The 12,700-nt window shown below is 72.5% G+C and carries 8 protein-coding genes and 1 pseudogene; 7 read left to right on the forward strand and 2 right to left on the reverse strand.

What is annotated here, in order from left to right; translation table 11 throughout:
- The first annotated feature begins 114 nt into the window (after positions 1-114).
- The 6 genes and pseudogenes from MQE23_RS12720 to MQE23_RS12745 all read left to right on the forward strand — a co-directional run bounded on the left by MQE23_RS12720 (position 115) and on the right by MQE23_RS12745 (position 10,041).
- A pseudogene (locus MQE23_RS12720) lies at positions 115-3,890 on the forward strand (SCO5717 family growth-regulating ATPase).
- 306 nt (positions 3,891-4,196) lie between these two features.
- Positions 4,197-6,050 (forward strand): ABC transporter substrate-binding protein, encoded by a 1,854-nt coding sequence (locus MQE23_RS12725; protein ID WP_020269619.1) that lies wholly within the window; start codon positions 4,197-4,199, stop codon positions 6,048-6,050.
- 19 nt (positions 6,051-6,069) lie between these two features.
- On the forward strand, positions 6,070-7,116 hold the full coding sequence (locus MQE23_RS12730; protein ID WP_020269620.1) for an ABC transporter permease: 1,047 nt from the start codon (positions 6,070-6,072) through the stop codon (positions 7,114-7,116).
- Positions 7,113-8,027, forward strand: a complete 915-nt coding sequence (locus tag MQE23_RS12735) for an ABC transporter permease (RefSeq protein ID WP_243379212.1) — start codon at positions 7,113-7,115, stop codon at positions 8,025-8,027. The genes MQE23_RS12730 and MQE23_RS12735 overlap by 4 nt, the downstream gene beginning before the upstream one ends.
- Positions 8,024-9,043 carry an ABC transporter ATP-binding protein gene (locus MQE23_RS12740; RefSeq protein WP_020269622.1) on the forward strand — a complete coding sequence of 340 codons (1,020 nt, stop codon included), beginning with the start codon at positions 8,024-8,026 and terminating at the stop codon, positions 9,041-9,043. The genes MQE23_RS12735 and MQE23_RS12740 overlap by 4 nt, the downstream gene beginning before the upstream one ends.
- On the forward strand, positions 9,040-10,041 hold the full coding sequence (locus MQE23_RS12745) for an ABC transporter ATP-binding protein (RefSeq protein WP_243379213.1): 1,002 nt from the start codon (positions 9,040-9,042) through the stop codon (positions 10,039-10,041). The genes MQE23_RS12740 and MQE23_RS12745 overlap by 4 nt, the downstream gene beginning before the upstream one ends.
- A 39-nt stretch (positions 10,042-10,080) precedes the next feature.
- Here MQE23_RS12745 and MQE23_RS12750 read toward each other — a convergent pair whose 3' ends face one another.
- A complete protein-coding gene (locus tag MQE23_RS12750; RefSeq protein ID WP_020269624.1) occupies positions 10,081-10,791 on the reverse strand; it encodes an NAD(P)H-binding protein in 711 nt (236 codons plus the stop codon).
- A gap of 185 nt (positions 10,792-10,976) precedes the next feature.
- Here MQE23_RS12750 and MQE23_RS12755 point away from each other — a divergent pair, with 185 nt between their 5' ends.
- Positions 10,977-11,582 (forward strand): TetR/AcrR family transcriptional regulator C-terminal domain-containing protein, encoded by a 606-nt coding sequence (locus MQE23_RS12755; RefSeq protein WP_051185453.1) that lies wholly within the window; start codon positions 10,977-10,979, stop codon positions 11,580-11,582.
- Positions 11,583-11,607: 25 nt separating this feature from the next.
- Here the strand turns inward: MQE23_RS12755 and MQE23_RS12760 are convergent, their stop codons facing one another.
- A complete protein-coding gene (locus tag MQE23_RS12760; protein WP_243379214.1) occupies positions 11,608-12,564 on the reverse strand; it encodes a bifunctional riboflavin kinase/FAD synthetase in 957 nt (318 codons plus the stop codon).
- Positions 12,565-12,700 lie beyond the last annotated feature (136 nt).

Raw genomic sequence — 12,700 nt, forward strand, 5'->3', positions numbered from 1 at the left:
ACGACCTCGGACGACCCCTTCTTACGCCTCAGAACGACTTCGTACGACGTCGGACGACAAGCAAGGGTCGCCCCAGCACGGCATGAGGGTGCTCGACCAACCAGGAGGAACACTGTGAGCAGCGATCGGGACGGGAACCGCGGGGGCTGGGCGACACCCGGCGATGACCAGCCCGACGCGGAGTCCGCGGCAGAGGTGACGGGCGAGTTCACCATCGACTACGCGCCGCCGGCCTGGTACACGCAGAACGCCTCGGGGAGTTCCAGCTCGGGGCAGGGGGCGGGGGCGTCCGAGGGCGCCAGCGCTTCCGGGGCGCAGGGGGGTTCCGGGGCGCGTGGGGGTTCCGGTGGGCCGAGCGGGCCGGTTCCGCCGCTGCCGGGGCTCACTCCGCCGCCGCACGCCAATCCTTCCGGTGGGGCGTCGTCCATTCCGAGGCAGGGGCAGGGGCACGGACACGGGCACGGGCAGCCCGCCGGCTCGGCTCCGGCACCGGCTCCTTCTCCGGCTCCGGGGGCGCCTTTCACGCCGCCCGCGCCGCCGCCTGCTCCGGGCGCTCCGTTCACGCCTCCCGCTCCTCCCGCGCCCGCGCCGGGTACGCCGTTCACCCCGCCCGCGCCTTCCGCCGGAGGGCCGTCTGCCGGAGGGCCGACTGCCGTGCCCAGGCTTCCGGTGGGGTTCGAGCCGCAGGGACCGCAGTCGCCGGGACCGCAGCCTCAGGGGCGGACCGAGGCGTCTGCGGCGGATCCGGCCTCTCCCACGGCCGTGCCGAACATCCCCGTCGGCGGGTATCAGGCGCAGTGGGCTCCGGCCGCTCCGGCGGAGGCTCCGGCCGCTCCGGCCACTCCCGAGGCTTCGGTCGCGCCTGCTGCTCCGGAGGCTTCGGCTGCTCCCGAGTCTGAGGACTCGGAGCCGGAGAACGGTGACCTGGAGAGCGGTGCCACGATGCGGTTCTCCGCCGCCGCCCTGAAGCGGGAGATCGAGGAGCGTGCCGCCGAGGTCGAGGCGCGGCTGGAGTCGGCCGACGAGGACGAGGAACGCACGGCCGCTTCCGGCCCGAGCGACGGGTCCGAGCCGGGTGAGGAGTCCGGTGGTGACGTCGAGGACGCTCCCGCCGACGCCGACGAGCACGAGGAGGGGGGCGAGGACGTCTCCTCCGAGACGGCGGTCGCGGTGGATACGGCTGACGTGTCCGTTGCGGACGGTCCTGCTTCCGACGACGCCGACAGCGGGGACGTGGGAGCCGCGGTGACCGCACCGGAGGAGGAAGCTCCCGAGGTCCAGGTCCCCGAGGGCGCGGCGACGGAGGAAGCCTCTCCGGAGGCGGCGACGGACGAGGCCTTGCCGCAGGACTCCGAGCCTGAGGACTCCGTGCCTGCGGATGCGGTGCCCGCAGACGCGGTGCCGGCGGATGCAGTGCCTGTCGACGAGGAGCCGGCCGACGCAGTGGCTGCGGACGAGGTCCCGGCTGCCCCCGAGCCGGCCGACGCAGAGCCCGACGACGCCCCGCCCGTGGGCTCCGAGCCCGCCGACGCCGTGCCCGCCGACGGCGCTCCCGAGGACAGCGTTCCGCAGGATGCCGCCGCGCCGGGTGCGTCCGACGCCCAGCCCGCCTGGACTCCCCCGGCCCCGCAGGCCATGCCGCCGCTGCCGCCGTCGTATCAGCCGGCCGCCCCGGCACCGGCCGGCCAGTGGCCCGCACAGCCGCAGCACCAGCCTCAGCCGCAGGCAGAGCCCACGGACCCGAACGCTCCCGCGCAGGGGCAGCCGCCGTTCCAGCCGCAGGCGCCGCAGCCCGCGCCCGCCGCCTGGAACCCGCCGGCCGCACCGCCGACCCAGCCGCCCGCCCAGCCCGCACCGCAGCCCGGCGCCTACGGCTTCCCGCAGCCGGGAGCTCCGGCCCCGGCCGCACCGAACGCCCAGGGCGGCTACGGATTCCCCCACCCGGGCACCCCCGCGCAGCCCCCGGCCGCACAGCAGCCGCCGGCCCAGCAGCCCACCCCGGCGCCCGCGCCCAACCCGCAGGACGGCTACGGATTCCCGCACCCCGGTGCGCCCGCCCAGCCCCCGGCCGCACAGCAGCCGCCGGCCCAGCAGCCCAACACCCCGCCCACCCCTGCCCCGAACCCGCAGGGCGGTTACGGGTTCCCGCCCCCCGGGCCCAACGCCCAAGGCGGCTACGGATTCCCCCACCCGGGCACCCCCGCCCAACCCCCGGCCGCACAGCAGCCGCCGGCCCAGCAGCCCACCCCGGCGCCCGCGCCCAACCCGCAGGACGGCTACGGATTCCCGCACCCCGGTGCGCCCGCCCCCGCCGCCCCCAACCCCCAGGGCGCCTACGGCTTCCCCCACCCCGGCGCCCCCGCCCAGCCCCCGGCCCCCAGCAGCCCCACCCCGGTGTCCCCCCGCAGGCTCAGCCGCAGCCCGAAGGACAAGGGCAGCCTCCGCAGTCGCAGCCCGTGGATCCGCGGACCGGGGCCGCCTGGCCGCAGCCCATGCAGCACGACCAGCGGCAGCCGACCAACCCGGGTGCGGCGCCGCTCGGTTACACCGCTGCCGTGGAGCTGTCGTCCGACCGGCTGCTCAACAGCAAGAAGCAGAAGGCGAAGAGCAGCCGTCCGGTGGCCGGTGGCGGGCGGTTCAAGATCGGTGGGAAGAAGGAGGAGGCCGAGCGGCAGCGGAAGCTGGAGCTGATCCGCACGCCCGTGCTCTCCTGCTACCGGATCGCCGTGATCAGCCTCAAGGGCGGTGTCGGCAAGACGACCACGACCACCGCGCTCGGCTCCACGCTCGCCACCGAGCGGCAGGACAAGATCCTCGCGATCGACGCCAACCCGGACGCCGGAACCCTGGGGCGTCGCGTGCGCCGCGAGACCGGGGCCACCATCCGTGACCTCGTCCAGGCGATTCCGCACCTCAACTCGTACATGGACATCCGCCGGTTCACGTCCCAGGCGCCGTCGGGCCTGGAGATCATCGCCAACGACGTCGACCCGGCCGTGTCCACGACGTTCAACGACGAGGACTACCGGCGCGCGATCGACGTGCTGGGCAAGCAGTACCCGGTCATCCTCACCGACTCCGGTACCGGTCTGCTCTACAGCGCCATGCGCGGTGTGCTGGACCTCGCCGACCAGCTCATCATCATCTCGACGCCGTCGGTGGACGGTGCGAGCAGCGCGAGTACGACGCTGGACTGGCTGTCGGCGCACGGGTACGCCGACCTCGTCGCCCGGTCCATCACCGTCATCTCTGGTGTGCGCGAGACCGGCAAGATGATCAAGGTCGACGACATCGTGTCGCACTTCGAGACGCGCTGCCGCGGCGTCATCGTCGTGCCGTTCGACGAGCATCTCGCCGCCGGTGCCGAGGTCGACCTCGACATGATGCGGCCGAAGGTGCGGGAGGCGTACTTCAACCTCGCGGCGATGGTCGCCGAGGACTTCACCCGCCACCAGCAGGCGCACGGTCTGTGGACCTCCGACGGCAACCCGCCGCCGGTGGCCGCCCCGCCGCTGCCCGGCCAGCAGGTCCCGGGCCAGCCCGTCCCCGGCCAGCCTCCGTACCCCGGACAGCAGCAGCCGGGCCCGTACCCCCAGCAGCCGGGACAGCCCTACCCCCAGCAGCCGGGACAGCCGTACCCCCAGCCCGGTCAGCCCTACCCCCAGCCGGGGCAGCAGCCGTATCCGCAGGCGGCAGGCCAGCCGCCGTACCCGCAGCCGGGGCAGCAGGGCCAGCCCGGGCAGCCGTACCCCCAGCAGCCCCAGCCCGGGCAGCCCCCGGCCGCCCCTCCGCAGCCGGGCTACGGCTACCCGCAGCCGGGGCAGCCCGGCCACCCCGGGCAGCCCGACGGGCAGGGTCAGACGCCGCCGCCCCCGCCCCCGACGCAGTAATCGCCTCACCCGATCGGCCCCTTTCGAGGGGCCGATCGCCTTTCCGGCCCTCGCCGTTCCGACTCGGCGCGGGCCGGCGTGCGTTCCGGGGCCGTCAGGGGCGAAATCCATTGCCAGGCCCTGGCCAGGGGCGCGTCAGTGGTCTCGACCAATGGCCGTGAAAAGCTCGCCAATTCGTTATTTCCGCAGGCCACAAGGGGTGAACGCGCCGTTGACGGGTGGAGACGGCCGCTGATACACACTCAGCATCCACTGACAGCTGATCAACCCGTCCTTCCCGTCCGAGCGATGACGCGAGGTCCGACCATGGGCACGAAAGATCAGACACGCAGCCTCCCGCGCGGCCTCAGGCTCGTCGCCGCGGCCGGAGCGGCGGCGCTCACCCTCACCGCCGGTCTCGCGACCCCGCTCGACCCGGCGCCCCGGCAGGCCCGGGCGGCCGACGACGGCAAGAAGACGCTGACCGTCGCGGTGGCGCAGAGTGTGGACTCGCTCAGCCCGTTCCTGGCGGTCCGGCTGCTCAGTACGAGCATTCACCGGCTCACGTACGAGTACCTGACGAACTACGACCCCAAGGACAACCACGCCATCCCGGGCCTGGCCACCAAGTGGGAGCCGTCGCCGGACAAGCTGACCTGGACGTACACGATCCGCTCGAACTCCAAGTGGTCGGACGGCAGGCAGGCCACGGCCGAGGACGCGGCGTGGACGTTCAACAAGATGATGACCGACTCCGGCGCGGCGACGGCGAACGGCAGCTACGTCGGCAACTTCCGGAAGGTGTCGGCGCCCAGCCCGACCAAGCTGGTCATCGAGCTGAAGAAGCCGCAGGCAACGATGACCGCGCTTGATGTGCCGATCGTGCCGAAGCACGTGTGGGAGAAGGTCTCGGACTTCTCCGAGTTCAACAACGACAAGAGCTTCCCGGTGGTGGGCAACGGGCCGTTCGTGCTGACCGGGTACAAGGCCGACAGCTACGTCCGGCTCAAGGCCAACAAGAGCTTCTGGCGCGGGGCGCCGAAGTTCGACGAGCTGGTCTTCCGGTACTACAAGGACCAGGACGCGGCGGTGTCGGCGCTGCGCAAGGGCGAGGTGTCCTTCGTCGCCGGTTCGCCGTCCCTGACGCCCGCTCAGGCGGCGTCCCTGGAGGGTGCGGAGAACATCGAGGTCAACGACGCCCCCGGCCGCCGTTTCTACGCCCTCGCCACCAACCCGGGCGCGAAGGCGAAGAACGGCAAGAAGTTCGGCGACGGCCACCCGTCCCTGCTGGACCAGCGGGTGCGCAACGCGCTGTTCAAGGCCGTCGACCGCAAGGCCGTCATCGACAAGGTGTTCCAGGGGCACGCCGTCGAGGGCGAGGGCTACATCCCGCCGCGCTTCTCGCAGTACTTCTGGAAGCCGTCCGGCAGCCAGGAGCTGACGTACGACCCGGCCGAGGCGGCCCGGATGCTCGACCAGGCGGGTTACAAGAAGAACGGCGACGGCAAGCGCGTCGGCAAGGACGGCAAGCCCATCACCTACCGCGTCCTGTGCCACGCCACCGACCCGAACGACAAGGCGGTCGGCAAGTACCTCCAGGAGTGGTGGGGCGAGCTCGGCATCGGCGTCCAGCTCAACTGCCTGGACAACGTGACCGACCCCTGGCTCGCCGGGAAGTACGACCTGGCCTTCGACGGCTGGTCGGTCAACCCGGACCCGGACTTCGTGCTGTCCATCCACACCTGCGGCGCGCTCCCGGCGACCCCGGAGGAGACGGGCGCGACCGACAACTTCATCTGCGACAAGAAGTACGACGAGCTCTACGCCCGGCAGCTCGCCGAGTACGACCCCGCCAAACGGGCGGACATCGTCAAGCAGATGGAATCGCGGCTGTACGACCTCGGGTACATGAACGTCATGGCGTATCCGAACGCGGTCGAGGCCTACCGGACGGACCAGATCAAGTCCATCACGACCATGCCGGCGAAGGCGGGGAACATCTACGGCCAGGACGGCTACTGGAGCTGGTGGTCGGCGGTCCCGGCGGAGTCGAGCGGCTCGTCGGACAACGCGTCGTCGACGGGGGTCGTGGCCGGGGTCGTCGGAGGTGTCGTGGTCCTCGCCGGGCTCGGCGTCTTCGCGGCGATGCGGCGGCGCTCCACCGCCGAGGACCGCGAGTAGAGCGGGGATACGGACACTCATGACCGCTGACGCGACACCCGCGCTGGCCGAGGACAAGCACACGGCGGCCGGGCCGCGGGTACGCAAGGGCTCCGCGTACCCGCGGTACCTCGCGGGCAAGGTGGCGGGCGCGGCCGTCTCGCTGCTGGCCGTGCTCGTCACCAGCTTCTTCCTCTTCCGGCTGATCCCCGGTGACCCGGTGAAGACCATGACGGGCGGTCGTCAGGTCTCGGCCGAGCAGCTGGCCGCCTACCGCGAGGAGTTCGGGCTCGACCTGCCGCTGTGGCGGCAGTTCACGGACTACTGCGGCAAGGCGCTCACCGGCGACTTCGGGACGTCGTACCAGTTCCGTGCCCCCGTCGTCGACAAGATCACCGAGGCGCTGCCGAACACCCTGCTGCTCACCGGGACCGCCTTCGTCCTCTACACCGCGCTGGGCATCTTCCTCGGCACTCGGTCGGCATGGCGGCACGGCAAGCTGGGCGACCGGGTCAACACCGGCCTCGCGCTGACGCTGTACTCCATCCCGTCCTTCTGGCTCGGGCTGCTGCTGATCATCGTGCTGTCGGTGGGCATCGGCCCGATCCCGGGCATGTTCCCCACCGGCGGCATGGAGTCGGGCGGCAAGGAGGGCTTCGCGTACGTCCTCGACGTGGCGCACCACCTGGTGCTGCCGGTGGTGACGCTGGTGGCCGTGGAGTACGGGCAGACGCTGCTGGTCACGCGGTCGGCGCTGCTGGACGAGATGGGCAGCGACTATCTGACGACCGCGCGGGCCAAGGGGCTGCGCGACGACCTCGTACGGCGCCGGCACGCCGTGCCGAACGCGCTGCTGCCGACCGTCACGCTGATCTTCATCAACCTCGGCCGGACGGTCGCGGGCGTGATCCTCGTGGAGACGGTGTTCTCCTGGCCGGGGCTCGGCGGGCTGTTCTACCAGGCGCTGAGCGTGCCGGATCTGCCGCTGGTGCAGGGACTGTTCTTCGTGTTCGCCGCCGCGGTGATCGTGATGAACACCCTCGCCGACCTGGTCTATCCCCTGCTCGACCCCCGGGTGGCCCGATGACGACGACGACCGGCACGGGCACGAGCCCGCGCGCCCTCGCCCGGCAGCGGCGCCGGGCCTCCGTCGCGCGCTTCTGGCGGCAGTACCGCTCCGAGCGGGCGGGGCTGTACGGCCTGACCGCGCTCGCCCTGTGCGCGCTGCTGGCGTTGTTCGCGCCGCTGTTCGTGGGCTCCGACGTGAGCAGTGTGACCGACGCGCCGGGGCGTCCGATGCAGAGCCCGAGCGCCGAGTTCCCGCTCGGCACGGACCAGTTCGGGCGGGATCTGCTGGGCCTGGTGGTCTGGGGTTCGCGGGTGTCGCTGCTGGTCGGGCTGCTCGCGGCCGTGCTGTCGGTGGCGATCGGCACCCTGATCGGGGTCACGGCGGGCCACTTCAGGGGCTGGTACGCGACGGTGATGATGCGGATCACCGACTGGTTCCTGGTCATGCCGACGCTGGTGCTGGCGATCGCCCTGGCGACCGTCATGTCCCGCTCGCTGACCACGACCGTCGTCGCGATCGGCGTCACCACCTGGCCGACCACGGCCCGCCTGGTGCGCGCGCAGACCCTCGCCGTGGAGACCCGGCCGTACATCGAGCGGGCGAGGGCGCTCGGCGGCGGGCACTGGCACATCATGTCGAGGCACGTCCTGCCCAATGTGATGCCGCTGGTGCTGGCGCAGACGACCCTGATCATCTCCTCGGCCATCCTCGCCGAGGCGACCCTCGCCTTCCTCGGGCTCGGTGACCCCACCGTCGTGTCGTGGGGCGGGCTGCTCCAGGACGCGCGCGAGGCGGGCGCGGTCAGTGCCGGGGACTGGTGGTACCTGGTGCCGCCGGGCATCGCCATCGCCGTGGTGGCGCTGGCGTTCACGTTGTGCGGGCGGGCCGTGGAGTCCGTCCTCAACCCCAGGCTGGGGGTGTCGCGGTGACGCTGCTCGACGTCAGGGACCTGACGGTGACGTACCCCGGCGGGGCGGCCGCAGTGCGCGGGGTGGACCTGCGCCTGGACGCCGGGCAGAAGCTCGGCCTCGCCGGGGAGTCCGGCTGCGGCAAGTCCACGCTGGCGCTGGCCCTGCTGCGGCTGCTGCCCGCCGGGACCCGCATCACGGGCGAGGTCCTGCTCGACGGCGAGGACGTGCTGACGATGAAGTGGGGCCGGGTGCGGGCGGTCCGCTGGGCCGGGGCCTCGGTCGTGTTCCAGGGGGCGATGCACTCCCTGAACGCCGTGCACCGCATCGGCGACCAGATCGCCGAGCCGATCCTGCTGCACAGGAAGGCGACCCCGGCCGGGGCGAAGAAGAAGACCGGGGAGCTGCTGGAGCACGTCGGTCTGCCCGCCGCCCGCGCGGACGCCTATCCCCACGAGCTGTCCGGCGGACAGCGGCAGCGCGTCATGATCGCAATGGCGCTGGCCTGCGACCCGCGGCTGATCATCGCCGACGAGCCGACCACCGCGCTCGACGTGATGATCCAGGCGCAGATCCTCCGGCTCATCGAGCAGCTCGTCGCGGACCAGGACCTGGGCCTGATCATGATCAGCCACGATCTGGCGGTGCTCGCCGACACCTGCGACCGGCTCGCGGTGATGTACGCGGGCCGGGTGGTCGAGGAGGGCCCGGCCCAGCAGGTGTACGAGGACGCCCGGCACCCGTATGCCAGGGCCCTGTCGGCCGCGTTCCCGCGCATCGGCGACCCGTCCTCCCGGTTCGCGCCGCAAGGGCTGGCGGGCGACCCGCCCGATCCGGCGGCGCTGCCGTCCGGCTGTACGTTCCATCCGCGGTGCCCGGTGGCGCTGGAGTCCTGTCCGGAGGAGGACCCGCTGCTGCGCGAGGCGGGGCCGGAGCGCCGGGCGGCGTGCGTCCTGGTCGGGTCGCCGGCTCAGGAACCCCGTGAGGCCCGCGAGGATCCGGACGCCCTGGAAGAAGCGAGGCCCAGTTCGCCATGACCACGTCCCCCACGGCCCCCGAGGTCACCACGGCACCCCTGCTGAGCGCCCAGGACCTGCACGTCACCTTCCCCGGCCGGCACGGCGGCCCCCGGGCCCGCGCGGTGGACGGGGTCGACCTCGGCATCCGGCCCGGCGAGATCGTCGCGCTGGTCGGCGAATCCGGCTGCGGCAAGACGACCCTGGCCCGCTGTCTGCTGGGCCTGGTCGAGCCGACCTCGGGCCGGGTCACCTTCGACGGCCGCCCGCTGGAGTACTCCGGCCGGTCCCTCAAGGCCTACCGCAAGCGCGTCCAGCTGGTCCTCCAGGACCCGAGCGGCTCGCTCAACCCGCGGCACACGGTGTACGACGCGGTCGCCGAGGGCCTGCGCATCCACGGGTACGGCGGCGACGAGCGGACGGCGGTCGCCGAGGCCCTGTCCCGGGCCGGGCTGCGGCCCCCGGAGCGCTTCTTCCTGCGCTACCCGCATGAACTCTCCGGCGGGCAGCGCCAGCGGGTCGTCATCGCGGGCGCGCTCGTCCTGGAACCCGAACTCCTCGTCGCCGACGAGCCGGTGGCGTCCCTCGACGCCTCCGTGCGCGGCGAGATCCTCGCCCTGCTGCTGCGGCTGCGCACCGAGCTGGGACTGTCCGCGCTGGTCGTCACGCACGACCTGGGGCTGGCCTGGAACATCGCCGACCGGGTCGCCGTGATGTATCTGGGCCGGATCGTGGAGACGGGCGCGGTGGAGCAGGTGCTGACGGCACCGCGGCATCCCTACACGCAGGCGCTTCTGTCCGTGCTCCCGGAGGCTCCCGGGGCCCCGGTGGTCCTCACAGGCGAGCCCCCCGACCCGTCGCGCGTACCCTCCGGCTGCCGCTTCCACGCCCGCTGCCAGATCCTCGCGAGCGGTGAGGCGGACCGGGCGGGCGTCGCGGACGCGTGCCGCAATCAGGACCCGGAGATCCTCGACGGCAGCGGCACGGCCCAGGTGGCATGCCACTGGGCCACGCGCTGACGGCGGAGCCGGGACCGTCCGCTCACCGCATCGCCCGGCCTAGCTGCGGGACCCCTCGGCGTGGGCGAGGGCGCTGGGGGTCCGGCAGCCGACGATCGCCGGGGCCTCCTGGACGAGCGTGTCGTCGGTGAGCGCTTCCACCATGAACAGCGCGAAGTCCACGCGGCGCGTCAGGTTGCCGGCCAGTACCGGGTCGCCCACGTGCCGGCTCCACACGGGCAGGCCCTGGCTCTCGCCCTCCTCCAGGGAGCTGCCGCGCACCACGGTCCACCGGGTGTCGCTGGCGAACACCCGTCGGCACGCCTCGACCTGGTCGTCGAGTTCGACGGCGCGGACGAGCTTGGCCAGCACGGTGGCGATCCGGACGCCCAGGGTGAACAGCCGTGAGTACTTGTCCTTGCCGTCGCGGGTGATGTGCCAGCCGCAGGAGAAGACCAGGCGCGCGCCCGGCCGTGCGTGGTCGAGCACCGCCTGCGCCGTGCCCGACGCGTACTGCCGCACACCCCACGGCACCAGCACCGTCAGCACGCCGTCGCACCCGGCGACCGCCCGCCGGATCACCTCCGGGTCGTTCGTGTCTCCGGGGACGACGGTCATCCGGCCGTCGAACGCGGCCAGCTTCGGCACGCTGCGCTCCCGGCACACCCCGACCACCTCGTAGCCCCGCTCCAGGGCGTGCCCGACCATGTACTGCCCGAGCTTCCCCGAAGCCCCGATGATGCAGACCTTCTTCACGCGATCCGTGTCCATGGCGCGGCCCCTTTCACCGGGATGCCTACCTTATGTTGTAAGGCAAGCTAGCCTTATGCTGTAAGGCGGTCAAGGGAGCACACGAGGAAGTCAGAAGGAGGATGCGGGTGGGCGCGGGAAACAAGGGCCGGCGGGGGGCGTCGGCGCGCACTCCGCTCAGTCGCGAGCGCGTGATCCGCACGGCGATGGCAGTGGCGGACGAGAAGGGGGCGGCCGCGCTCACCATGCGGGCCATCGCCGGACCACTGGGCGTCGAGGCGATGTCGCTGTACCACCACGTCGCGGGCCGGGAAGACATCCTCGACGGCATGGTGGACGCGGTGTTCGGCGAGATCGAGCTACCGCCGCCGGACACGGACTGGCGGAGTGCCCTGCGCCACCGCGCGGACTCCGCCCGTGCCGTCCTGCTGCGCCACCCCTGGGCCGTCGGGCTCATGGACTCCCGCTCCCAGCCCGGCCCGGCGACCCTGCGCCATCACGACGCCGTCATCGGAACGCTGCGCGCCGGAGGATTCTCCGTCCCCATGGCCGCGCACGCCGTCTCGCTGATCGACAGCTACCTGTACGGGTTCGTGCTCCAGGAGCTGAGCCTGCCGTTCAGGGGCGCGGCGGAGCTGGACGAGGTCGCGGGCGCCATCCTGCGCGACATGCCCGCCGACACCTACCCCCACCTCACCGAACTGGCCACCGAGCACGTCCTCAAGCCCGGCTACGACTACGCCGGCGAGTTCGCCTTCGGCCTCACCCTCATCCTCGACGCCCTCCACCCGGACGAGGCCGCGAGCGCATAGCGAGGGCCTGGATGTGCCAGGGCCGTCAGGCGGACCGCTCGGCCCCCGCCACCAGCTCCCGGCAGCGCTTGACGTCCTCGGCGATCTGCTCCAGCAGCGCGTCCAGCGTGTCGAACCTGGCCTGTCCCCGCACGAACGCCAGGAAGTCGACGGCGACATGGAGGCCGTACAGGTCGAGACCCACCCGGTCGATGGCGTACGCCTCCACCGTGCGCTCGGTGCCGTCGAACTGCGGGTTCGTGCCGACGGAGATCGCGGCCGGCATCGCCTCGCCCTGGGCGTGCAGCCAGCCGGCGTAGACACCATCGGCGGGGATGGCGGTGTGCGGCAGCGTCTCGACGTTGGCGGTCGGGAAGCCCATCTCGCGGCCGCGCTGGGCGCCCCGGACGACGACGCCCTCCACCCGGTGCGGACGGCCCAGGATCTCCGCCGCGCCCCGGAGGTCGCCCTCGGCGACCAGACGCCGGGTCAGTGTCGAGGAGAACGGCTCGCCGCCGCCCGCCTCGCCGGTCACGTACAGGTCGACGACCTCGACCTCGAAGTCGTAGGTCTTGCCCTGCTCGGCCAGGAACTCCACGTTGCCGGCGGCCTTGTGGCCGAAGCGGAAGTTGGGGCCCTCGACGACCGCCTTGGCGTGCAGCTTGTCGACGAGCACCTTGACGACGAAGTCGGCCGGGGACAGCTTCGAGAACTCGGTCGTGAAGGGGAGGATCAGGACGGCGTCCACACCGAGATCGGCCATGAGTTCGGCGCGGCGGTGGTGCGGGGCGAGCAGCGGCGGGTGGCTGCCGGGGCGGACGACCTCGCTGGGGTGCGGGTCGAAGGTGACGACGACGGCGGGCACGCCCAGCTCCCGGGCGCGGTTCACGGCATGCCGGATGATCAGCTGGTGTCCGCGGTGGACTCCGTCGTAGGAGCCGATGGTGACGACGCTGCGCCCCCAGTCCTGGGGGATGTCCTCCAAGCCACGCCAGCGCTGCACTGTGCCTGCTCCTTGTCGAAAGCTCGTCGAACCCGTGTCCGTGGTTGTTCCTGGTTGCCTCGTGCGCAGGTCTAAGGGTGCCATGCCGGGCGCCTGCGGCCCGCATCGGCATGGGGGTGTGACCGGGCGCACGAGG

The sequence above is a fragment of the Streptomyces sp. HP-A2021 genome (assembly GCF_022807935.1).
Classification (GTDB): Bacteria; Actinomycetota; Actinomycetes; order Streptomycetales; family Streptomycetaceae; genus Streptomyces; species Streptomyces afghaniensis.